At 33.5% G+C, this 26,150-nt stretch carries 10 protein-coding genes and 3 tRNA genes; 5 read left to right on the forward strand and 8 right to left on the reverse strand.

What is annotated here, in order from left to right; all coding sequences use genetic code 11:
• From DFQ09_RS14815 to DFQ09_RS14840, 6 genes are all read right to left on the reverse strand, one after another.
• Positions 1–2,109 (reverse strand): choice-of-anchor L domain-containing protein (locus tag DFQ09_RS14815; RefSeq protein ID WP_245940368.1); only part of this gene is annotated, 2,109 nt, incomplete at its 3' end.
• A 171-nt stretch (positions 2,110–2,280) separates the two neighbouring features.
• Complete coding sequence (locus tag DFQ09_RS14820; protein WP_115811710.1) at positions 2,281–2,475, reverse strand: SAP domain-containing protein; 195 nt, start codon at positions 2,473–2,475, stop codon at positions 2,281–2,283.
• A 15-nt stretch (positions 2,476–2,490) separates the two neighbouring features.
• Positions 2,491–4,398: an OmpA family protein gene (locus tag DFQ09_RS14825; RefSeq protein ID WP_115811712.1), complete on the reverse strand. Its 1,908-nt coding sequence runs from the start codon at positions 4,396–4,398 to the stop codon at positions 2,491–2,493.
• 20 nt (positions 4,399–4,418) lie between these two features.
• Positions 4,419–5,324 (reverse strand): PorP/SprF family type IX secretion system membrane protein, encoded by a 906-nt coding sequence (locus DFQ09_RS14830; RefSeq protein WP_115811714.1) that lies wholly within the window; start codon positions 5,322–5,324, stop codon positions 4,419–4,421.
• A 29-nt stretch (positions 5,325–5,353) separates the two neighbouring features.
• Positions 5,354–9,370, reverse strand: coding sequence for a choice-of-anchor L domain-containing protein (locus tag DFQ09_RS14835; RefSeq protein WP_115811716.1), 4,017 nt, complete (start codon positions 9,368–9,370; stop codon positions 5,354–5,356).
• Positions 9,371–9,499: 129 nt separating this feature from the next.
• Positions 9,500–12,565: a T9SS-dependent choice-of-anchor J family protein gene (locus DFQ09_RS14840; RefSeq protein ID WP_115811718.1), complete on the reverse strand. Its 3,066-nt coding sequence runs from the start codon at positions 12,563–12,565 to the stop codon at positions 9,500–9,502.
• 603 nt (positions 12,566–13,168) lie between these two features.
• On the opposite strand from DFQ09_RS14840, the gene DFQ09_RS14845 reads away from it, so the two are divergent.
• From DFQ09_RS14845 to DFQ09_RS14860, 4 genes are all read left to right on the forward strand, one after another.
• On the forward strand, positions 13,169–14,920 hold the full coding sequence (locus DFQ09_RS14845) for a hypothetical protein (RefSeq protein ID WP_115811720.1): 1,752 nt from the start codon (positions 13,169–13,171) through the stop codon (positions 14,918–14,920).
• Positions 14,921–15,288: 368 nt separating this feature from the next.
• A tRNA-Gly gene (locus tag DFQ09_RS14850) sits at positions 15,289–15,361 on the forward strand.
• 57 nt (positions 15,362–15,418) lie between these two features.
• A tRNA-Tyr gene (locus DFQ09_RS14855) sits at positions 15,419–15,500 on the forward strand.
• Between the two features lie 173 nt (positions 15,501–15,673).
• Positions 15,674–15,746: transfer RNA gene (locus DFQ09_RS14860), tRNA-Gly, on the forward strand.
• Between the two features lie 54 nt (positions 15,747–15,800).
• Here the strand turns inward: DFQ09_RS14860 and DFQ09_RS14865 are convergent.
• Entirely contained in the window at positions 15,801–18,326 is a 2,526-nt protein-coding gene (locus tag DFQ09_RS14865; RefSeq protein ID WP_115811722.1) for a leucine-rich repeat domain-containing protein, read from the reverse strand.
• 78 nt (positions 18,327–18,404) lie between these two features.
• Positions 18,405–20,918 (reverse strand): leucine-rich repeat domain-containing protein, encoded by a 2,514-nt coding sequence (locus DFQ09_RS14870; RefSeq protein WP_115811724.1) that lies wholly within the window; start codon positions 20,916–20,918, stop codon positions 18,405–18,407.
• Positions 20,919–21,137: 219 nt separating this feature from the next.
• Between DFQ09_RS14870 and DFQ09_RS14875 the strand changes: the two genes are divergently transcribed.
• Positions 21,138–26,141: a DUF4132 domain-containing protein gene (locus DFQ09_RS14875; RefSeq protein WP_115811726.1), complete on the forward strand. Its 5,004-nt coding sequence runs from the start codon at positions 21,138–21,140 to the stop codon at positions 26,139–26,141.
• Positions 26,142–26,150 lie beyond the last annotated feature (9 nt).

Here is a 26,150-nt window from a genome sequence, read left to right on the forward strand (position 1 = left end):
TTGTGACCCTAATATACCTAATGTTTGGTCGCTTAAATCAAAACTACCCAAACCGTCATTATCGACATCATCACATATTTCTAAATCTGGAACGGCATTGATGGTTGGAGCTGATGCCGCAGACAATTGGAATGATGTGACTACTGAACATACTTGAGAAACATCCGCTAAACGAACCCATAGAATTTGCGGGTTAGACACATTAGTGTAAAGGTCTGGTAACGGATTTAAATTATCAATTGCATCGTCTTCAGTAAGATGATAGGTAACGGAATATTCTGCAGAACTTTGATCACCTAATACAATATCATTATTTTCAGACAAATTAAATTCTTCTTCCCCAGTACTACTACATATTACTAAGTCTGGAGCTAGATTTACTACTGGATTTCCTATAAATTCAACTAAAATAGTATCTGAAAATTGACATACTGTTTCAAACGCAACATCTACCGAGTATATACCCGTTTCTGTAACCGTAAGCATAGAACCTGTCTCTCCTTCAATCTCCATTCTATTATTTGGTAGTGTAGGATCTGCAGCGTAATACCATACATGATCAGCGAAAGGTGCAGCTGTATCCAATACAATCTCTGTACCACCACATTGGGCGTTACCAGCCTCAATAGTAATATCATCACCCAAATCACCCCCTAAATCAAAGCTTCCTGCTTTAAGAAATACTCCTGAATCATATGTATTATCTCTATCATCAGCAATTACTAATTTTATAGTATAATTTTCACCAGGAATAACAGCAGATTGTGCTGTAAATACTGCTGTTCTACCATCAAATGCTATTGGTGGTTGATTATATGGTATATATTCCCCGAAATATTCCTCATTAGCCCCACCACAACTTTCACCATTATCGGGGTGAATATTAGTAACCAATACAGGTAAGTTTGTATTTGGAATCACTGCTAAATTTGAAACATTGCCCGCTGAATCTGTTAATAAAAAAGCAAAAGCATCTGAATAAACACATTCAAAAGAGCCCATATTGTACTCTTCAGAAGCCATTAAAAATTCAAAACTTATTTTATCTGAAAGCGGTGTGAAATTGAATTGAATAAATGTAGCGTTATGAGAATTCACACCTAAAGCTGCATTTAAGTCATCGTCTCCACCCCAAACATTAGAGCCATTACCTAAACTAAGATTATTAGGCCCTCTTGCATCACTAGCCTCACCTGAACTTAAAAGTATACCATCACTAAAAGGAAAATTTAATCCATCACCAAAAAAGTAACCAATACCGTTAGGTTGCGAGCTAGTAATACTTGATCCTGTAGACCAAGTTATGTCAGAGACTGACGCACAAGGACTATTAATAAGCACTTCTGTTATTAATTCTTCAGGCGTAAATATATTTTGATCTATTATTACATTAGGCCCCATTACAAAAACAGGTATTGTAGTAACTTCAGAACACCCTAAAGGATTATTATCCGTAACTGTTAGTGTCACTATAAAAGTGCCATCTGTTAAAAATGTATTTGAAACCTCTGTTCCTGTACCTGTATTTCCATCTCCAAAATCCCAATTATAAGTTGCACCTGAGCCATCTAAAGAAAACATTGCACTTCCAAAAAAATCTACAGTTTCCCCTGGTAATATTCCAATCACACCAGATTCATTTGGTATAGGTATTGTATTATTAATTGACGGTATAATGTCCTGACAAGGTGTGATACATATTATTTCAGCCACCCAACCATCTATATTTCCACTTTCATTACTTGTAAACGCAAAAGTTAAACAGCCTGAAGTGTTACTTTCTGATGCCGAAACAAAACCTGGCGAAGAAACTCCTGTATACACACCTATAATATCAGCTGACACATCATCACCATCATAAATGGTTAAAAAATCTTGATTAAGTTGTGTTAAAAATTCGACAAAATTAACACTTACACGATCACCACTATTTTCAGCACATATTGTAGTAACATAACTCTCATTATCTGAATAAGAACCTAATTCTCCTCCCGAATCATAAAACAAATCTGGAGCACAGCGATTAAAGGTGCCATCTTGCATTAAAAGATCTTGCGAGAATCCGACTTTAATAACTAAAAACATGAATATGTATATAATTTTTTTCACTCTAAATTGATTTTAAAATAAATAGTAAAGTCTTTTATTAGATCGTTACTTTTACAGTTTAACATAAATAATGTGACAGATTGTAAGCAAATCATTTTAAGGTGCTCAGCTTAGAAAGCTCAAGCACCCTAGAATTAAAGTAAGTTAAAAGCCTAAGGCCCCTCGACTTATTTAGATTTTTTTTATAGTTCTGCGCTTGTTTTTTAATAAAGCATTAGACATCTCATTTTTTTCTCTTTTATAAAAAAAAGCTTCAATTCGTTCATTAAGTTGAATTTTATTTCCCTGTGTACATAATTCATTTTTCTTACAGAATTCAATTAATTCAAATTTTAACCAATGCTGATGTTCTAATTTTTCTTTCAAAACTTATCGTTTTAATTATTGCTGTAGACTATCTACAATAATAAATTCAGAACGTCTATTTTCTGCATGCTGTGCTTTATTACAACCTGTAGAACAATCTACTTTAGGTTCAGCTTCACCTTTACCTTCTCCAGAAATACGAGCTTCATCAATACCTTTTGAGATTACATACTGTACTGTAGTTTTAGCTCTACGATCTGAAAGGTTTATGTTATATGATTCTAGACCTCTAGAATCGGTATGAGATATTGCATTAATTTTCATTTCAGGATATTTGTTCATTATCTGAACTAGTTTATCTAATTCAAATGCTGCTTGTGTTGTAATATTAGACTTATCAAAATCGAAATAAATTGGTGCTAAATCTATAGTTTCAGCTAAAATTAATTTTTCGATAGGATCTAAATTAATTTGAACATTGTTTTCTTCTTCATTAGAACCTTTTACTTGTACTTTCCTGCTATCAAAGCCAGCCATTATAACTTCTAATTCAGTGTCATGTTCGCACTCAATCATAAATTCAGCTAAACCTTCTGTATCCGTTGTTTTAGAAACGACCTTGTTTCCTTCGGTATCAAATAATGCTACGGTTGCACCTGCAATAGGCTCACGCGTTTTATCATCTAAAACAGTTGCAATAACTAATACATCACAAAGAGGTTCTAGTTTTTTAAACTCATATATATCATCACTTCCTTTTCCTCCAGCTCTATTAGAAGACACTAATCCTTGATTAGTTTCTTCGTCAATTATAAAAGCAAAATCATCTGCATTACTATTTATCGGAATTCCTGCATTACGAACTGTAGATATTTTTCCATCAATTTCTTTGGTATAAAAGACATCCAAACCTCCTAAGCCTAAGTGACCAGTAGATGAAAAGTACAACGTATTATTACTACTAATGTATGGGAACATTTCTTGTGCTTCTGTATTTATTTTTTGTCCCATGTTAACAGGTTCACCTAAAGTACCGTCTGTATTAATTGATGCTTTGTAAATATCAAAATTTCCATAACCACCTGGCATATTAGACGCAAAGTAAATAGTTTTACCGTCTGCACTAACTGAAGGGTTTTTAACAGAATAGCTTTTACTGTTAACAGATAAACTTTCTACAATATCCCAATCATCACCTAATTTAGTAGCTTTAAACAAATAAAGTTGACTAAATCTTGCACTGCTTAGAGAATCTTTTTGGTAATCTTTTTCAAAGTAACTTTCTCTAGAAAAATACATTGTTTTACCATTGGGAGAAAAGGAAACTAATCCTTCGTGGTATTTTGTATTAATTTTGTTGTTCGCTAATGTTGCTTCTTGAGAAGATCCATCTGAATTTTTAGCAACGGTGTAGATATCTAAAAATGGTTGATCGTTCCATCCGTAATTTTTTCTACTGTTATTACGACCAGATGTAATGTATAAATTACCATTATTTAGGATACCTCCAAAGTCAGACTGTTCAGAGTTGTAATCTGCATTTTGAAGGTTGAATTTTTTACCTTGATCTAAAATTTTAGGTAAGTAATCCGGATTGGCTCTATATGCTGTTGCTCTATTGTCAGCAGGACGCATGGTTGTAAACTTATCCATCTGGTTATTCGACGCTTCATACTTACCATTTGCCTTAAGCATTTGTGAATATTTAAAAACCATTTCTGGATCGTTTGAAGTCTCTAAAGCTTTGGCATACCAACGTTCTGCTTCAACGGTATTGAAAATATTATAGTAGCTTTCTGCTAATTGCCCGTAAACATAGCTGTCCGCTTTACCTTTTTCAACAAGTTTATTATAATCATCTACAGCCTTTACAAACTCGTATCGGTCAAAATGTTTATCTGCTTTTTTTGTATCGCTGTTTTGAGCAGTTAAGCAAAAGCTACTCATTAACGTAATAAGTAATAGTGTATTAAAATTTTTCATAATTGTTTTAGCTTAACTGATTAAAAGTATCTTGGTGAACGAGAAACACGTTTCGGAAAATTAAGATCAAATAATAACATGACCTCATGCGATGCAGGTGCATATTTTTTAATGTCAGAAGTTATAGCATCGTAAGCATATCCTACCCTAACAGAAGGTGTAACAGCTATGTTTATTAAACCAGAAAACGAATCGTCTAATCTATAAGAGGCTCCAATTTCAAACTTCTTAAAGAATCTAGCATTAAGGTTTACATCAAAAGATGTTGGTGCATCAAATGCAGATTTCACCATTACAGAAGGTTTAAGTTCTGTATTAGGTGAAAGATCAAAGACATAACCACCAGTTAAAAAATAGTGCTGTGTTTCTGAACCAATTTTAGTCCCATTATTATCTAAATGAACCGATGATAATAAGTTTGGCGCAGATAATGATACATAATATTTATCAGTGTAGTAAAAGAATCCTGCCCCAAAATTAGGCGTCGTTGAATTAATACCTTGAGAGAAAAAATCATCAGTAGGATCGATAACGTCTATATCTGTTAATCCAATATCATGAAACGTTGCACCAGCTTTAATACCAAATGCGAGTTTGTGTTCTCCTCCTAAATTTAAAGTATAAGAAAGATCCACATAAGCATTTGTTTCCTTTACGGGTCCGATATTATCTGCTATAACAGAAACACCTAAACCTAAATTATTACCAATTGGGGAGTGCCCAAAAAACGTTCCTGTTTCTGGGCCTCCATCAATTTTTGTCCATTGAGTTCTGTACAATAGTCCAAAAGAAAGGTTTTCTTTTGATCCTGCATAAGCAGGATTGACTATGTTCATATTATACATGTACTGTGTGTACTGAGGGTCTTGCTGTCCGTGCATTTTAAATGCTAAAAGCAAGACCGCTATAATAGTGAGTTTTTTCATTATAATTAGTAGTTGATTCTGTTATTTAATTATCTATTAATATATACCCAAGAGCTTTTTGACTTTGCTCCACCTTCATAAATAACGGTGTAGAAATAAGTCCCAATTGGTAACTCATCACCATCATCTGTTTGACCTTTCCACTCGTTGGTATAGTTGTTTTTAGAGTATACTTTAGTTCCGTACCTGTTAAAGATTTCTAACTTAGTAACATCAAAAGCTCCAAGATCAAAGGCATCATTCTTACCATCGTTATTAGGTGAAATACCCTCTGGGAATACACAAGTCTCTAACTCTATTATGGTAAATTCATCAACACCAATACACCCTGTATCATTAAACATGACTTCAACCTCATATAATCCAGCTTCTAAAACAGGTAAAGTCAAACTATTTTCATCATCAATTAACCCACCATCTCGATACCAGCTTATAGACACTTCAGATAAAGAATAATTTTCAGGAATTGCTTCAATATATATTGGAGATGAAGCATTAGAACAGACTTCATAATCTACATCAGAAGAAAAATTGGTTATAGGTTGATTGCCAATTATTAAATCAAAGCTATTGGTTACATAACAATCTGAGAAATCGACAGACTCTACTCTAACAAATAGAGTTTCGCCAGCACTGTCATAAGAACCTGCTAGTGCATTGGTAGCGGATATAGCCTCTGCTTCTGATGTGTAATAAGACACATTAAATTGAGAAGTTTCCTGACCATTAAGAATTTCTAAATCATGATCCTCTAAATTAAAACTTGCCAAACCATCATTATCAAAATCGCATTCTATAAAATCTATACTCAACGCTGTATGCGAAGGAGCTGTAGTTGCTAGAGAAAATGAGGTTGTAGAAAAACATCCCGAATTATTATTTTCTATTCTCGCATAAACAACTTGAGGATTTGAAATATTACTATAAATAGCAGGTAATGGACTTATGTTATCTATAGCATCTTGTTCTGAGACATGATATGTAATAGCATAATCTGAAGCATTCTGAGATCCTAAAATATAACTATCATTATCTATGAGATTAAATAGCGCTTGATTGGTTGCAGAACATTCTAATAAATCAATGGCTGGATTAGCGACTGGGACTGATAAAAACTCAACGATAATTTCATCACTAAGAATACAATCGCTAGAAAATATGACTTGTGCCGTATATACACCTGGCTCAGATGCCGTTATAACAGATCCTGAAGCATCAGAAACAAGTAACCCATCTTTAAACCAATAATGCTCAAGATCAGGTAAGTTGGTATCTAAAGTAATTGGTTCATTTAAGCATGAAGCCGTACCTGCACTTATAGTAATATCATCACCTAAGTCTAACTCTCCAATATCAAAACTACCAGACTTAAGAAAGATACCAGTATCATATTGTGGATCTGAATCATCAGCAACGACCAATTTAATATGATAGGTTTCTCCAATAGTCACAGCAGATTGAGCCGTAAAAACAACTGTTCTACCATTGAAATTCATTGGTGGTAAGTTTTCTGTGATGTATTCTCCAAAATACTCCTCATTAATCGCTGGACAAGCCTCATTTTCTGGATGAATATTTGTTGTTAAAATTGGTGTTGTAGTCCCTGGAATAACGGCTAAATTAGTTGTGTTGTTTTCCGCATCCGTTAAGAGAAAAGCAAAAGCATCAGAATACGTACACTCATCTGTTCCACCTATTGCTCCTGTATACTCTTCTGAAGCCATCATAAAGTCGAAACTGATAGTGTTTGATAATGGTACAAAATCAAATTCAATTATAGTTGCATTTCTAGATGACACCCCTAAATAATTATCTAAATCAGAATCTCCAGGCCACGATGTTCCACCCGAATTTATTAATTCATTATTTGGTCCTCCTGCTTCCACAACATGACCTGTACTTAGCAATATTCCTTGTTCGAAAGGAAACCCTTCACCATCCATAGAGAAATAGCCTATACCATTAGGCTGACTATCATTAAAGTTAACACCTGTAGAATAAGTAATATTAGATACCTGAGCACATGGACTATTAAATAAGATATCGCGCACCAATTCATCTACGGTATACACATTATCGCTTACTTCTATACTATTAAAACCTTTTCTAATACATAAATCAAAAGTTACGTTTTCATCTTCAGAACCTTCTGAGAATACTCTAATATAGTATGTGTCACCAATAGTTAATTGAGGTGTTACACTAGAGTTTGAATCTGAACAATACAACTCGTTAAGACTTCCACAAGCACCTTCATAAACGGCATGATTAAGACCTGAAGATATTTCGTTTTCAACAATATTTATAAACTCTATTATTTGAATATCATTTATAGCGGTAAACTGAAACCACACATCGTCATCAGGATCTCCTTCGCAAGATATTCCAGATACATTAGATGGAGTTGCAGATAATATAGTCCCATAATTTAATAGCGTACAATCATCACCTGTATTTACTACTGCAATTTCGGCATTTACACACTCATCATTTTCAGGAAGACAAGCTCTTACCACTATTGGCAAACTATTATACACACAATTAGGATCTTGGTCATTATTTAAAGTATAGATTACATTTGTAAAAAAAGGAAATGGACCAATTTGATAAGTTCCAATAGCATCTATAGTTATTGTACTTAAATCTATGTTATTAGATAAGGTTAAAGATGAAGCAGTACCCAAAGACGTAACATTAACATCCAATAAAAACTGATCGCCATTGTCACAATCATCTACAATTGTAAAGGTTGACTCTGAATTTGTACAGGTAGCACAATTAACGGTATAAGTAATACCTCCTCTCATTGGATCATCACCATTAGCACAACTTGATGGTACAAAATCATCTGAAGCTACATAAAATGAGATTCTATTTCCTGTAGACGTATAGGTAACACCTGTTAAATCTCCTTCGTCACCGAAAAAATAATTCTCAAAAGCAACTATAGAAGAGCCATTTGTATCAATAACCACCAATGGATCCCATCCCTGTTGAATATAACCAGACTGAAAAGTTAATGTTAAAGGGGTACCATCTGTACTTGTAAAAGTAAATACTTCGGGATTAGTCACTCCATCATCACCATAACATAGAGACTCAACTAAGGGGCCGGCATTACAATCTACTATAAAATCTGTTTGTATGGGAGTAGTAAACGTTAAGGGGCCTGCCCAAATACTATTACCATTTGTACAATTTGCTCTTACATATACTTCATATTCCGTTCCAAACAATAAATCATTTACAATAATATTTGTAACTGAAGACACTATACCCGAAGCTGGAATACCAGATCCTGAAGGTTGTACAACATACTCCCAAGACGTTTCACTATCATTAGCGACCCAATAAAAACTAGCAGAAGCATTTGAAGCATTAGAATTCACGTAGTTGAGAGAAGGAGTTGGAGAAATACAAAATGTTCCACAGGTTTCTACACGTACTAAATCTATAGACATATCTGCTCTACTACTAAAAGTTGCTCGTGTATTCTTAAATTCAAGATATATAGATTGTCCGAGGTAAGCATCTAAATTTACACCTACCGGAACCCAAGCGTCAGAACTAAACGTCTGTAATTGACCTGTCCATGCAAATACATTTGTAAAGGGACCCGAAATTGAAGTAGAAACCCCAACTTCAAATTCTCCCATATTATCACCGTAAGCATGCATATAAAAAGATAATTCAGCCCCATCTGTAGCTGTAGTAAGATCAATAACAGGACTAATTATTGATGACGACTGCTGGTTAACATTACCTGAAGCTTCATAATTCATATAATTAGAACCACTAAATGCTGAACTTGGACCGGTTCCGCTACTATCTGAATTACCTGGCACTTCCCAATTACCACCAATATTATTGGTTGTTATGTCCCCTACCCATCCATCAGAATCATCAAATTCTTCTGTAAATACGTAAGTAGAGTTATTAGAAGGACAAGACACCCCAACTGGCGAGGGTATTGTTTGACATAAAGCTATTGAACTCCCTAGCAAACAGAAAGCTAAAAAGGTCAGTTTGAAGATATTCTTATTCATTTCAATTTTTATTTAATTCGGTAAAAAAAATTAATCAATTTTTAAACAGACACCTGTTAAATCCTAAATCAATAAAAACAACAAAAGCCACATAGTAAAATTAAGTGGCTTCTGTGTTCTATAATAAATTTATTGTTTAATTACTCGTATCGTTTGCGTTACATTTTCAATAGTAACCTTAACAAAATAAGTACCAATACTTAAGCTAGACATATCTAACTCACTAGCAATATTATTAGGATCTGTTCTTAACACCTTTTGACCCAACATATTATACACCGTTATATTTTCAATACTTTTTTGAGCATTTAATGTTAATGTGTTTGTAACGGGATTAGGGTAGTAAGTAAATGTAGCCTCGTTAACCACATCTTCAACACCTAAAACAGCACATGAAACTGTTGCTTCCCAACCTGTTAAACTCGTAAAAGGGTCAGATCTAAACTCAATAGTTAACGCTCCTGATACATCTGTAGATGTAAAAGAATCACCGACATGAAGTTCACTATCGGCTACGATGGTATTATCTCCATTACTACTATCTTGTCCACACAATGTTTGTGCTAAAACAGGATATGTATTATCTGGCCCATTATAAATAGTTAAGTAGTCATAACAACCATCTTGTACTCCAGAACCAAAAGTATCAACTTCTATATCAACATATGTAAAGGTAATAGTTACAGCTTCTCCAGCTGAATTCGGAAGAATAGTCGAAGACGAAAACTCAGATTCGGAATAACTTCCATGACTACCACCTCCATCAACAAAAATACCTTCGCAAGCTGGAGGAACAATTGCTGTAGCAAATGCGTATGGACCTGTCCATGTAGAAACACCGTCAACACCACAATCGGCTTGCACATAAACTTCATAATGGTTATCATCTTCTAAACCTGTAAGTGTGTATGGGTTTGTAACCCCAAATACCGTTGCTAACCCTGTGGCTGTTTCGCCTGCAGTTATATTAACAACTTCAATATTCCAATTAGTACCAATACCATTAGCTGTCCAAGTTACGTCTGCTGTAGTCAATGTAGTATTTGATACGAATAGGACTGTAGGAGCCATACAATCTGGTGCTTCACCAAAAGTAACATCATCAATAGCAATATCATCGTCAACATCACCAGGAGCAATAACTTCAGAAAATGTAAAACGCGCTTGTGCTGGCCCCGTAAAAGTTAAACCACTAATATCTAAAGTCTTCAATTCCCAACCCAATGTATTTGTATTATAAGTTGCCAAAAGATTCCAAGCAGAACCATCCCAAACTTCAACATCTAATTGTGCGTTTTCAGAATCTTCTGAATTACTTATTTCATAAAAACTTAATGCAGGTGTTGTCAGTGTACTTACATCTACAAAAGGGCTCAACAAATATCTAGGACCGTGATCTTGAGAAGCATCTGCTGCTGCATAGAAACCTCCTGTTGCTGTACTTCCGGATAGTACACCACGATCACCAACGTGACTTAACCCTGAATCTTGAAAAATCCAATCTTCCTCTCCTGAATCACTATACATTCTCCAGCAGTCTGGTATTGCACCACCATTATCAAAACCTTCTGTATATGGTGCCGTAAGTGCATTACAATCTGTTTGAAATGATACAGGTCCTATCCAAAATGAATTTCCGTCGGCTACACCACAATTTGACTGTACATAAAATTCATAATTGGTGTTTGGTAATAAACCCGTTATTGTATATGGATTAGTAACTTCAGATAGTGTTGCTACACCTGTTGCTGTTTCACCTGCAGTTATATTTACAATTTCAATATTCCAAGCTGTAGCAGTACCTGTTTCTGTCCATGATAAATCGGCTGTTGTAGCAGTAACATTTGCAACTAATAAATCTGCAGGAAAGATACAAGCTATAGGGTTATCAAAAACGACGTCATCAATGGCAATATCATCATCACCACCCCCGTTAGGTTCAGAAAAGGTAAAACGAGCTTGTGCAGGTCCTGTAAATGTCAAAGTACTTATATCTATTATTTTTAACTCCCAACCATCTGTATTTGTGTTATATGTGCCCATAAGATTCCATGCAGATCCATCCCAAATTTCTACATCTAATTGTGCATTATCGGAATCCTCAGCATTACTTATTTCATAAAAACGAAGTTCAGGTGTCGCTAATACACTAACATCTACAAAAGGACTCATTAAATATCTAGGGCCATGACTACTCGACGCATCACAAACAGCATAATAACCATTTGATAATGTACTCCCTGAAAGGTCTCCACCATCTCCAACATGATTTGGACCGGATTCGTTAAAAAACCAATCTTCTTCTCCTGAATCGCTAAACGTTGTCCAACAATCAGGAATATTACCTGCATTCTCAAAACTTTGTATATATGGTGCCGTAAAAGCGTCACAAAACGTCGTAAACGCTAATGGACCTACCCAGATAGATGGACCTTCTACACCACAATCTGCTTGTACATATAACTCGTATTCGTTGTTAGAAGCTAAACTAGATAGTGTATAAGGATTAGTAACTCCACTAACCGTTGCAGCACCAGTTGCAACTTCACCTGCTGTTACATCTACAATCTCTATATTCCAAGCTGTAGCCGTACCATTTTCTGTCCAAGCGAAATCTGCAGAGGCATTAGATATATTTTCTAATGTTAAATCTGTAGGCTCCATACATGCAGGAAATGTGTCGTTTACAAAATTATCAACAAATAATTCCCAATTACCGTAAGATGTTGTTCTAACTGCAACGTAAATTGATTGCCCATTATAAGAAGACAGGTCCAAAGTCACTTTAGTCCAATCTTCAGGAGCTTCGCTTTCTGACTGTAGAATTACAGTAAAGTCCGCAGCAGTAGCTGTGGCTGTAGACAACAACACCTCGTAAGGCTCTGAAAACAAACCACTTCTTGATTTGGTATAAAATGTCAATCTATCGTTTAAACCAGAGACCACTGCAATTTGAGGGGTAATTAAATAGTCATCGTTAGGAGCATCAAACCCAGATTCAATCCTTGCAACCGCAGAACCATCTTGTGCACCATCACCTTCTGGTGTATCATCCCAGACCCATCCATTCGTACTAGCGAGGTCTAAAATAGTCCATGTTGCAGGAATTTCCGTTTCAAAGCTCTCAGTAAACTGTGCATTAGATCGCCAACAAAAAGCAATCACCACAAAAAATAGTAAAGTAATTTTTCTCATAAAGTTAGTTATTAAAGGTTAGTGTTTTTTAGGAATAAAAAAATCGCTCTTTTTAAAGAGTCAAGTGTTTTAAAACTTATGAAGCTAAAATTGAACATTATCTTCCTTATTCTTGAATTTTAAGGGTTATCAAAAGGTAATCATGTTAAAATTAAAAGATACAAAACAACACAAAACACTAAAAAACAAGCTATTAACAAAACGAATAGATTACAACAAAAAACACCGGAATATTACCAAATAAATGAGAATTAACTAAAACTATTAAACTTTAGTTGAATTTATTTTAAAGAAAACAGAGATAACAAAAACAAAGATCACTCAATAATACTATTTCCAAGCAAAAAAATTAACATTTAAATTGCTCTATAAAAAAATATTAGAGTTCAATATAAATGACCAATAACGTATAGATTTTAATAAAAAAACTACCTCAAAATCATGATTATCACAAAAAATTATAAATAAATTTAAAAGCCTTAATTATATTATAAACTTTCATTATCATTAAAGGCTTTAAAGAATTTCTTAATTATAAAGAAAAGTAACAATCCATTTTTGAGAAGAATTAGCATCTCAAATTAACAAAATCATAAAGCAATTATGTTTTTAAATGCCTTAAAAAAATCTAGTATATTCCTTTTCACTCTCCTTCTTGGTAATACATGCTATGCTCAAAATAATGAGTCTTTAATTAAAATTAGTGATTTAGACAGTTTACACAATCAATTTTACGGACAAGCCTCTGAAGAAGCTTATTTTGTTCACAATAAACTTTTAAGACAATCAAAAAAACTCTCTTACGACCAAGGCATACTTTCCGCTTATAAATCATTAATGTGGTATTATGGTGTAAGTGCAAAAGCAAATATTGATAGTGTTTTACATTATGCAGACCTTTTTGAAACAAAAGTTATAACAAAAAGTATTAAAGCTGATACCTTACTAATAAAAGCATTAGAACTTCCTCAGTATTACTTTAATAAAGGTCAGATATTAGCTAATGGATTTGGATTGCCCGAACAAGGTTTAGAAAGTTATTTTAAGGCTTACCCATTAATCTCAGAAGATGACACTAAAATGTTTATAGCTTACAACATTTCAATTGCAGAAATTTACTACCATAAATTCCAATACGACAAAGCACTAGAAGTACTCACGCCGCTATTAAAAGATACTGTTAATATAGGATCTTTTACAAAAAAGCTTTTATTAAAAAATATATCAGCAAATTATGTCCAAAAGGAAATGCCTGAAAAAAGTTATCCTTTGCACAAAGAATTATTAAACTTAGCCTTAAAAAATAATGACATTTCAGAAATCTGGTGGTATAAGAACAGGTTAGCAAATGATTATTTTAACTTAGGTGATTACCAAAAGGCCATTGACTCTGCTTTAGCTGTGAGAAAATATTGCTTAGAAAATAAAGATCAGCATCTTATTTTTAATAATACGGCTTACTTAAGTACATTTTATCATGCTGCAGGAAATCTTGAAAAAGCAATTGCTTATAGAAAAGAAGCCATTAAACTAGCAAATGGATCTGAATACAAAAAAGACACCTATGATAGACTAGCTGAATATTACACAGAAAATAAGCAGTACTTAAAAGCTATTGAAATATATCAAAAGAAAGATGCATTGGTAGATAGTTTAAGATCTAATGAAAAAAACGCCCTCTCTAATTATATTGACTCTAACATAACGCTGCTTAAGGAAAAGCAAAAAAGCCAACAAATAAGTTTTGACATTGAGTTATTAGAGATAGAAAACAAAAAGCAAAAACTTTATTATTTAAGTATTAGCGCCATACTTGTAAGTATCATTTTAATATTAGGTAGCATTCTTATATTTAGAAAATATAAAAAAGGAGAAAAAACTATAGAAGTTCTAAAGAGTAATGAGAAAAAATTACTCGAAGAAAAAATTATACTTCGTGAAAACGAACTTGAAGCTTCTGCTATGGCATTATCACAGCGTATAGAAACACTAACATTAATTAAGAACGAACTAAACGAAATAAAAAAACCAATAATACCAAAGTTAGAAGCTGCCAAACAAAAAGTAAACGACCTTATCAAATCTGCTTCAGACGTGTCTATTATTACAAAAAGAATAGAATCTGAATACCCAACTATGTCGGCTAAATTATTAAACAAATATCCCAATCTATCAGATACACAAATTCGCTACTGCTTATTAACTAAAATGAATTTGTCTATAAAAGAAACTGCAACAATCTTAAATGTAACACCAGATACGGTAAAAGTAGCCCGAAGCCGATTAAAAAAGAAACTAAACATCCCCTCAGATGTGTCAATCAAAATATTCTTAGATCAACTATCTAAAGAGTAGCTCAACCATTTTTAAGAATAACCTAATGATATGATATATAATTACCGTAATAAGCTTAAAGGGTCTTTATAATTAGTTGATTATAAATAATGAATTATTAAAAAAAATAATTTCTTTAGTTATATTCAGATTAGTACTTGATGGAAACTAAGAGCACTTTAGTAAGACCTAATTAGTTTTTTTACTTGTTTTTTTTCCCAAAAGTGCTTTTTTATACACAGCATTAAGGCAAAATTCTATGTTTTGAGACTTCTTAATTGTGCCTTTCCATTAAAAAATTCAGCCAAAGTCAGATTTTTTTTGAGAATGTTCAGAAATCAAAGCAATTTTAAAAAATATTTATATATTTGCGCTCGCTTACCAAAATTGCGAGAGTAGCTCAGTTGGTAGAGCGTCAGCCTTCCAAGCTGAATGTCGCCGGTTCGAACCCGGTCTCTCGCTCTAAAGACATCCTGAATTGTGGAGTCTTTTTAGTTTGAAATATTGAATTAAAGTTTTGGGGAGATACTCAAGCGGCCAACGAGGGCAGACTGTAAATCTGCTGACTACGTCTTCGCAGGTTCGAATCCTGCTCTCCCCACAAATGATTTTTAAAGAGAAGTTATCAAAAGTTAACTTTTGTAAAACAGCATTTAAAAATCATTTGGATTGAGTCACCAATCCAGAATACTAAGCGAAGCGAAGTAATCTAAAATAAACATGACGATTTTACATATTGAAATACCATTAATTAAAGCAATTTAATTACAAAATGCGAGAGTAGCTCAGTTGGTAGAGCGTCAGCCTTCCAAGCTGAATGTCGCCGGTTCGAACCCGGTCTCTCGCTCAAAGAGCTTCATAGAAATATGAAGCTTTTTTTTTTGCGATAAAGTGTATGCCATTACATTCTAAAAGGTACTTCACTATCTATATCATCAAAATTACGTTGAGACACTAATTTATGTTCTAGTGGCTCATAGAGTTCAGATTTCATATTGCTACCATTAAATTTAGAGGTCCAATACACCAATTTTTGTAGGTTAAGGTTTCTAAATTCTTCAGATACTTTTTCAGAAAATTCACAACCACTAATACTTAATACTTCCAGCTGTGTTAATGTGGCTAATTCTACAGGTAAAATGACCTGTTTAAAGTTATTTATCCCTAAAACACGTAGGTTTTTTAGATTCGCAATCCAAGTTGGTATTTTTTCTTCTCTGTTATGTGCACTGATAAAAAACGTTTCTAAATTCAACTCAGAAATCGATTCTGGATATATGCTTCCTTTTTCATCTAAGCCTTCTAACCAAAGGTGTTTTAGAGAACTCCAACGCGATATGGCTTCAATACTTTTATCGTTAATCTGATCACAATGTATCAGTTTTACCGCTTCAATAGTGTCAACGTTTAAATTGTCTATGGTTTTAAGCGCGACACTCTGCATTCTTAATTTTTTAAGCTGAGGCAAGGTTACCGCAGGGAAATCATCAAAACCTTTAGCTTCAAATATTCCTAAAAACTCAAGGTTTGGTGTATGTGTTAATAAACGCTCTAAAGCTTCGGTAGTTCCGTTATAATCATCAATTCTTAATACTTTTAAATTTGGGTGTTTAAAAGCGGTCAATGCATTGTTATGTTCTGGATTAGCTTTTTTAAATGTAATGGTAAGCTCTTTTAAATTGATGAAGTTTTTAAGCAAGCTATCTAACTGACTCACATCACTGGTAAAATCAAACGATTCAATTTTTTCTGGATGTCTAAAGGTTTCAAAATTTAAAACATTATTGACGTCATCATTTCTATGTCCAAGATTAAATTTAGCTGCACTAATTACTGTATAAAATTCCTGTAAATTAAGAATTGGTGTGGCTTTAATTTCCAGATTAAACACATCAAACGTTTCTGTTCCTGCATTTATGCCTTTAATTTCAGAAATAGTCAAATTGGTAATATGCTTAGGTAAATAGTCAGTATTTACAATTAAAGCACTCGCATTTTTAATGGTCAGGTTTTCTAACTGAGCTATTTTTGAAAATACATTTGGAAAAATTCTAACCGCTAATTTTATATCTTTAGTATGCCACTCTTGAAATCTGTATAATTCTACATTTTTAAGATTTGTACATTGCTCAATCCCTTCAAAAAGCCAATCTAATTTATGCTCTAGTTTATAATGAAGCGTTGCTAAATTTTTAAATGCAGCTAATGATGTTTTATGCGGAATTTCTGGTGCTTCACAATCTACAGTTATCGTCTTTAAATTAGGAAAAAACGAAGCATTGTCTAACACAAAGTTCAGAAGTTTAGGCGAATCTATTTCTATAGACTCTCGCAGACTAACTTCCGTCATTGGTGTAATATTAGTTTCTTCGCTATATGTAATTTTTGTTTCTAATTTAGGTCTAGGTGTATCTCCAAAACATCTAGACGCATCTCCAAAAAACAAGGTAGACGATATGGAATCTATCTTAGGCGCATGAAGTTTAAAAAGTTCCAATTTTGGTAAATCTTCAAAACCACTTGGTAAGTTATCTATGCTTTTAGATAAAATCTCAAACTCTTTTAGTTGCTTTAAATGACTAACATCTTTAGGTAATGCTGTTAATTCATTTAAGTAAAACAATTCTATACGTTTTAAAGAGGCGGGAAACACGACTTGAGACAGGTCTTGCACGCCTACATAACGTAGTTTGAATACTTTTAATTTAGTAAGGTTTGTAAGCCAATTAAAATCGGTTAGATTCATATTAGGAATAATTCTTCCAATCCAATAATCACCTTCAATGCGTATTTTTTTTAAGGATGTTAGCTGAGACATTGTACTTGGAAACCTTTTTAAACAAGGCGCAACAAGCTTTAATTTTTTTAAATTTGATAAATTACCAAAATCCTCTGGTAGTTGTTCATAATCACCTTCGAGATCTATTTCTTCTAAAGACGTTAATTTTGATATCTCTTTAATTATACTATCATAGGTATTGCCTTGTCCTTTTAAATGGATTTCTAAACTTTTTATGCCGTTAAATCGGCTTAATATATGTGGATGTTCTAACAAGCGATCTAAAAAATCTGTCGAAGAATGAAAAAGCCATAGTTCTGAGGCTCCACCAATTAGGTTATATAATTTAAGAAGGTCTAAGTCTTCAGATAGCAATCCATATTCTAAAATAGAAATCATTCTGGCTACACGCTTTCCTTTTTGTGTTATTTTTTTTCGGCTTTTGAAGGCTAGTTGCAAAGCTTCTGGGGCTTGTTTTTTTATGATGTTAGCACACTCTGCTCTATTTTCTTTATCTGTTGTTGCTTTTGCAATCGTAAAAATTTCGTAATAAAAATCTTCTGGAAAGTTTTTAGACTTTTTAATCTCTTCATAATATTCATCCATTTTATAATAGGTGAATTCAGGGATTTCTGTTGGTTTTGTCATAGTAATCGTTAATTTTTAAAGTATAAATTTCTTTTGGAAACAGTTTTTTTAGATACAGTACGTTGTGCTTTAATTTCTTTAACAGTACAGATTATATTTTTCATCTCTGTTATCAAAATCCTCTTTTAATATTTTATTTCCAGCTAATGCGTAAAATTTAGACCACTTCATATTGTTTCCATTAAATTTTGAAAACCTATAAATTAATTCCTCTAAATTCAGATTCTTAAATTTATCAGACACTTGTTCTGTAAAATCACAGCTTCTAATGCTCATTATTTTTAATTGGGTTAATTCAGCTAATTCTTCCGGTAATGGGGAATACTTAAAGCTTTCTATGCCTAAAACTCGTAAGGATTTCATTCTTCCTATCCATTTCGGGATTTGTCTTTTAGTTAAAAATCCATCAATAAAAAAGGTGTCTAAATTTAAGTCTGCAATGGTCTCTGGGTAGGTTTCAAGATCTCTACTAATGCTTTGTAACCAAAGAAATTTAAGCGTTTTCCAATGCGATGCCGTAACCATAGCATCGTAACCAAAATTGTCACACGATAAAACTTTAAAAAGTTCTATGTTGGGCACTGTTAAGTTTTCTATAGACTGTATATCATCGCTATAAAATAATTTCAGTGTTTTTAGTTTGTTTAAAGTAACCTTAGGTAAATCTACAAGTCCTACACACTCGTAAATTTCTAAAAATTCTAGATGAGGCGTATGCTCCAATAATAACTTAATAACATTAGTGTTACCATTAAAATTTTTAATGGTTAAGTTTTTTAAATTATGGTGTGTATAAGCGGTTAAACCATTGTTTTGTTCGGCATTATCTTTATTAAAATCAATGGTTAGTGATTGTAAATTACAAAGTGTTTTTAATGCTTTGTCTAAGCCTTTTACATTACTATTAAATATAAAATCTTTAAAGCTTTCAGGGTCTTTAAAATTATCAAAATCCAAAGTCTCATTTTTAACACTGTTTACATCGTCTAACTTAATTTTTTTAGCACGTATGACCGAATAAAATTTTTGCAATGCGGTAATAGGTGTATCTATTACTTTTATAGTAGTTACCTCAAAATCTTCAACACCTGGCTCAATGACTTTTATATCTGTAATGGTAAGACTGTCTGTCTTTATAGGTAAATAATCTGTATTTAAAACTAGTGCTTTTGCACTTTGTATGCGTAAGGTTTGTAAATGCTTTACTCTAGAAAATGCTTGAGGGAAATTAGTAACGTCAGCGTTCGTTATTTCAGCATCAGCTCCATTATATATACCAGAAATAAAAACGTCTTCTAGCTTTTTACATTTGTGAATACCCTCTAAAACCCATTCTAAATGATGTGCTAATTTATACTTAAGGTTTTTAAGTTTTTTAAATGCAGAAAACGTATGTGGACTTCTTCTTTGTGGTGCATCACAATTAATTTCTATCTCTTTTAAATTAGTAAAAGACAAGGCATTATCTAATACAAAACTAAGAAGCTCTGGATTGGTGAAAACGATTCTTTTTAGTTTAGTTACAGGTGTTACTCCATAAGGCATAAACTCTGTATACAAACCTAGTAGACGTTTAATATTTGGTCCAAAAATAAAAGATGCAGGAACTTTTTTTAATTTAGATAAATGAATAGCTTCAAAAACCTCTAAGGTTTTAAATTCACTAACAGATGCAGGAAATTGTTCTAGCTCCCTCATACCACTTAGCCTTAATTTTTTCAATTTGGGCAAGTGACCAAGTGTTTCTGGTAAAGCGGTTAAATTCTCAAACCTAAAAAGCTCTAATTTTTTTAAACTTAGCGGAAGCTCAACATCAGAGAGATCTTGTACCGCAAAAGAGCCTATTTTTAAATCCTTTAAACTTGTCAATTCTTTAAGCCAAGTAAAGTTAACTATGTTAGGGTTAGGCTCGTCTTCACCATAAGGAAAACTCCCCCTAAACTCCAACTTTTTAAGTGCTTTTAACTTGGTTATTCCTACGGGAACCCGTACTAAGTTAGGTGCTTCTAGTATAAACTCTTTTAAGTTAACTAATCGTTCTAGTTCTTCTGGTATGTATTTATAATCAATTTCAAGCTCAAGTTTTTCTAATGAAGTAAGTTGCGTTATGTTGTTTACAACGTTTCTAAAACCTTCTTCTTGTCTAGAGGTGCTAATTGTTAATTCTTTAATACCATTAAACTGACTTAAAAGACGTGGTGTTTCCATGAAAAGCTCAATGACTTCTTTTTTTGCATATTCAAGCGAAAGCGTTAAACGCCTACAAACCAGTGTGTATAGTTTAAAAAGGTCTAAGTCTTCTGAGAGTACGCCGTATTCTAATATAGTAATCAGCTTCTTTTTAAAAGAAGAAGAATCTTCTATCAGCGTTATTTTTTTTCGACTCTTTAAAGCTAATTGTAAAGCTTCTGGTGCCTGTTTTTTTATGATATTGGTACATTCGGTTCTAATCTGCTTGTTTTTAGTAGATTTTGCGAGTACAAAAATCTCGTAATAAAAATCTTCAGGATAATTTTCACATCCTTTAATTTTTTCAAAAGATGTTTCGTCTTTATAAAAGTTGAAACCAAGTTCGTGTTTAGCAAATATCATAAGGCTGTTTAATTTTATATTACAAACCTATTTTAAAACGCGGTGTCATTTGTCACTGTATTCTGTGATATTTAAAACGTAAAAAAATTCCCTTATAAAAATCACTAAATACCGTGAGTTTTAACAAACAGATTTCTTTTACCTTGCCATCAGTAATTCAGTTTGTTTAGAAAAAGACAAATTATTGTTAATGACCATAGTTAAAAATATTTAAGAGATATGATCCCTATAGAAGATGCTAGAAAATACTTGGAGCAATACGCAAAACCAGCCGTTGACCGGTTTGAATTTCGTGCGTATTCTGAGCCTTATCGTGTTTTAGCAAAAGTGCTTGCTGGTATAGAAAAAGATAAACGTGTCTATTATAATCAGTATGATTTTATTGATGCCTTTGAAGATCCTTTCAATATAAATCCTTGGACCACACCAGAAGGGATGCGTTTAGGGATGCAGTTATACGGTGTTATTCAAGCACCGTATTTAGCAGCAATGTGGGATTTTATAAACACCTTACCCTATCAAGATTCTTATAACAGGCAAGCCTTTAGATCGCGAGCTGGAGAAGATGTTTTACACAAAAAAATAGTAGCTTTTAGAGGTTTTCTGAATTCCAGTAGAATGGGGTTTGGTGGCTTATCTTTAATAGAACAGTTTCAATACAACACCTACTTTTCAGGTAACCAAGATCTTTTTCTAGCCATTATTTTACACAATGCAGAAGGTGCATTTGATGCGTTGCTAGACGATATTATTCAAGGAGAAGATGAGATTGGTGGCGTAAGTTCAGATATTATCAAAGCGCTGTTGTATTCTGAAGAGGAAAAACACTGGGAAATGGTTGCCAAATTGCTACTTGCAGCACAACGTCAAGAAGGTTTAAGGCAAACCATATTAGAAACTTTAGATAGTTGTAGTCTTGGTGCGTTTAAGTATATGTTACAGGTTATTATAGATAATGACCTAGCCCGTTTTAGTAGTGTAACTAGAGCGGTTTGTACCTGGTTTAGTTTGAATTGGGAAATGCCTAAAAAAGCGGTTATCAATCGCATATTGACTCTCGCGCATTCTTTAATTTTCGACTTAAAAGAAGTAGATACCTATTTAAAAAGTAAAGATAATATTGAAGTGTTAGTTGGCCTTTGGGCTATTGGTATTTTAGATGTGGATACCGCCAATAGAAAAGCACTAGACATTGTATTTGATAGCGAAGACCGAAATAAAAAGATACTCTCGCTGTATTTTATGAGTCAAACCGATAAAACAAACGATGCGCTAGTACCTTATTTTATAGAGCATATTGGAAAAGATTACGCCTTAGATCATTGGATGGCAGTAAACTTACCAGAAACGTCTTTAAATAATACCACCTTCGAAAAACTACTTACTGTTGCTAAAAATGCTTCAGAAAAAGGAAAAGTTTACGAAAGTAAAATATTCTCGTGGTGGAGTTTTATCCCAGGATCAGACTATTTCTTCAATTTTATAATGAATAGTGCTACAGAAGCACAATTAGAATTAATGGCGCCTGATTTTGAAGATTTTCCTTCAGAATTTAGAGAAGCTTATTTTAGAAAGGTGTTCCCTAAAAACTACAGCTATTCGTTATACTACAACAAAGAACAAATAAAGCACAAAGTAGAATTAAATTACGACAAAAATTCTTGGAAAAGAGCTTTAGCAAGACGCGCCATTTACAACAGAAACGAACTGGTAATGGCTACAGGATTAAGCCTGTTCCTTAAAATGCATTTGTACGATACCGAATTAGAGATTATTGAAGATTTATTAAGACGAAAAAGTAAAATGTTACGGACTTCGCTAATACAGTTATTAATAAACTTACCTATAGATACTTTACGTCATAGCACCACCAATTTAATTCAAGCTAAAAATATAGAACAACGTTTAGCAGCTTTAGAAATTTTGACGCTTTTACACGATAATAATAGACAATCTAATTTTACAGTAGAACAGATAACACTTTATAAGCAACGTCCTAAAATCACTAAAAACGAGCAAGTTTATCTAGATAAATTTTCTGATAACACAGAAGAATATAATTACAGTAATGGTTTTGGTGCTATAGATTACAATAATTTATCACCGCTTTATATTCCGCAATTGCATTTTAAAACAAAGACTAATATTTTTGATAAGCTAGGCATTTCAACTTCAGAGGCTTCTGGGTTTAAATTCAAAGATTTTATTGATGTAAAGAAAATTGTGACTCAAGTCAATCAGTTAATTAATTTGGTTACAGAACATCGCAATCACGAATATCAGATGTTAGCCTATGATGATGAAATGCACACCACGTATCTTAATAAAGGGGTTCACGATATGAAAAAGTTAGGTGAAGATGCCACAGCTTTAGAGCAACTGCATAACTTACCACTCGCCGACCTTTGGATTTCTTGGTATGAAAAAAGCGAGCTTAACGATTTTGAAATGTATTCGGTTATTCGCTACATCAATAATCGAGAAGCACCTTTTGGAACCTATACCATTCTTCAGCCGTATTTACAGCAATATTACCCAGATTTGGCGGGCTTAAACTTAGGAGAAGTAGAACGCTATTACTCAAAATCTAAAACCTATAACAAAATTTTAAAACGTTTGTTTTGGGCTTTTGCAGACCATAAAATGGTGGGCGATTTTAAGTTTAAGATGTATGAGGATATGATTGCTAATTTCCCTGATAAACACAAGCTCACCCAATTTCAAGAGCAAAGAACCTATTACAGCACGATAACTCATAATTGGACAACCATAATTCAGGAATACACGCCAAATTTTGGCTTAAATCATCTAGATCAGCTAACCAACGAGCAACTGTATAAATATTGGGCGATTCAAATGTATTTATCGGCTCAAAATATGGAACATCCTAGTGAGGCCACTACCATTAAAGTGCTTACAGAAGAGAATATCAATAAGAGAACGTTAAAGTTTCCAGAGGTAGAAATCACCCTAAAATTATACAAAGCCGGTTTAATTAATGATGACGATTTACTATTCCAATCGCTAAACAATCATTCTATAATGAGTATTATGGATGGTGGTTTTAATTACAGAATGAACTTTAAAAAAGGAATAGAACGTAACAGCATTCCAAAACACGTATTTCTACCTTTAAAAACCAACCTGCTGGAAACAGAATTAGAACGTGGTGATTTAGCAACACCAGCTTCTGGCTATATTAATAGTATTCACCGCGTAGAAGGTGTAGATTATGTTTTTCGCGTTTTAGAACGTTTAGGAAAAGATACGTTTGAGCGTGGTTATAGTTATTATGGCGATAGTAAAAAATCTAAATTCAGTACTATTCTTAAACGAACGGCCTTTAAAGACACAGAATCTTATGCCGATTTCGCCAAACTAGCCGATGCTTCTAAAGTAAGTAAAAAACGCTTGATAGAGTTAGCCTGTTACGCTACACAATGGGCCAATGTTGTGGGTGAATATTTAAAAATTGAAAACCTAGAAAACGCCGTTTGGTGGTTTCAAGCGCACGCTTCAGAATATATGAATAGTGAAAAAGAAACCATTATTGCACGTTATTCTAACATTCCTAAAAACGACTTTGCACTTGGCGCTATAGATATCGATTGGTTTAACAAAGTGTACAAAAACTTAGGAAAAACCAATTGGAAACTGCTTCACGATGCTGCTAAATATATTACCGATGGAAACGGACATAGACAAGTAAAACTTTATTCTAGCGTAATGCTTGGTGAAGTTAAAATCACCGAAACGCTTAAGAAGATTAAAGACAAACGCGATAAAGATTACGTGCGTGCTTTAGGATTAATTCCGTTAAGTAAAACCGTACCAGAAAAAGATTTATTAAAACGTTACAACCTCTTGCAAACCTTTTTAAAAGAAAGTAAGCAATTTGGGGCACAACGTCAAGAAAGTGAAGCTACCGCTGTAGAGATTGCATTAGATAACTTATCTCGTAATGCGGGTTATAAGGACCGCGTACGTTTTAGTTGGGCAATGGAAGCCAAAGCTACGCAAGCCATTATGGAAAATGCGGTAGTCACCATAGACGACACGGTTATAGAACTTGGCATTACAGAGTTAGGTAAAACCACAATTAAAGTCACCAAAGCCGGTAAAACACTAAAAAACATACCAGCAAAACTACGCAAAGACAAGCAAGTGGTCGCTTTAAAAGACAATAAAAATTACCTGTCTAAACAATACAGCAGAACGCGTTTATCTTTAGAAAACGCAATGGTTAATGAAGATGAATTTTCGGCTAAAGAAATTCACGAGTTAATGCAACATCCTATTGTAAAAGCCATGTTGCAAAACTTAGTATTGTATGTTCCAGAAAAAGAAATTTCAGGATTTTACAACAATGGTGCACTGGTAGATACCGATGGTAAAGTGCAAGCATTGGCAGAAGATGATGTGTTGCTTATTGCACACGCCTCTCATTTATACCAATCGATTGCTTGGGACTTATATCAAAAATATGTATTTGCAGAGCGCATTACACAACCCTTTAAACAAATTTTTAGAGAGTTGTATTTAATCACGAACGACGAGCGTGAGCATAGTAATAGGTCTGAGCGTTACCAAGGACATCAAATTCAGCCTAAAAAAACCGTCGCTTTATTGCGTGGTCGTGGTTGGACGGTAAGTATGGAAGACGGCTTGCAAAAAGTATATCACAAGCAAGGTTTTATTGCTACGATGTATGCAATGGCAGATTGGTTTTCACCCTCAGATATAGAGGCACCAACTTTAGAAGTGATTCAGTTTCACTCCATAGACAGCTATAAAAACATTCCGCTTACAGAGATTCCGCCAGTAATTTTTAGCGAAATTATGCGCGATATCGATTTGGTGGTTAGCGTTGCGCACGTTGGTGGTGTAGACCCAGAAGCAAGTCATAGTACCATGCAAATGCGTGCTGCTTTGGCAGAAGAATCTGCAAAATTATTTAAACTTAAAAACATTACCGTTAAAGAACGTTTTGTGTTTATTAAAGGAACCTTTGGCGAATATAGTATTCATTTAGGAAGTGGCCAGGTCAGTAAAAACGGACTCGCATTATCTATAATTCCTGTTCATAGTCAGCATAGAGGTCGACTATTTTTACCCTTTGTAGACGACGATCCAAAATCTGCCGAGATTATTTCTAAAATGAAATTACTTTCAGAAGATAATAAAATTCAAGATCCAACAATTTTAGCACAGATAAATAGTTAATACAATCAT

The organism is Winogradskyella pacifica (assembly GCF_003386275.1).
In the GTDB taxonomy this organism is placed as follows: Bacteria; Bacteroidota; Bacteroidia; order Flavobacteriales; family Flavobacteriaceae; genus Winogradskyella; species Winogradskyella pacifica.

Excerpts from the sequence above, each read along its gene's own strand:
- DFQ09_RS14825 (WP_115811712.1), bottom strand. The coding sequence starts at position 4,398 with ATGAAAAATTTTAATACACTATTACTTATTACGTTAATGAGTAGCTTT.
- DFQ09_RS14830 (WP_115811714.1), bottom strand. The coding sequence starts at position 5,324 with ATGAAAAAACTCACTATTATAGCGGTCTTGCTTTTAGCATTTAAAATG.
- DFQ09_RS14835 (WP_115811716.1), bottom strand. The coding sequence starts at position 9,370 with ATGAATAAGAATATCTTCAAACTGACCTTTTTAGCTTTCTGTTTGCTA.
- DFQ09_RS14840 (WP_115811718.1), bottom strand. The coding sequence starts at position 12,565 with ATGAGAAAAATTACTTTACTATTTTTTGTGGTGATTGCTTTTTGTTGG.
- DFQ09_RS14845 (WP_115811720.1), top strand. The coding sequence starts at position 13,169 with ATGTTTTTAAATGCCTTAAAAAAATCTAGTATATTCCTTTTCACTCTC.
- DFQ09_RS14865 (WP_115811722.1), bottom strand. The coding sequence starts at position 18,326 with ATGACAAAACCAACAGAAATCCCTGAATTCACCTATTATAAAATGGAT.
- DFQ09_RS14870 (WP_115811724.1), bottom strand. The coding sequence starts at position 20,918 with ATGATATTTGCTAAACACGAACTTGGTTTCAACTTTTATAAAGACGAA.
- DFQ09_RS14875 (WP_115811726.1), top strand. The coding sequence starts at position 21,138 with ATGATCCCTATAGAAGATGCTAGAAAATACTTGGAGCAATACGCAAAA.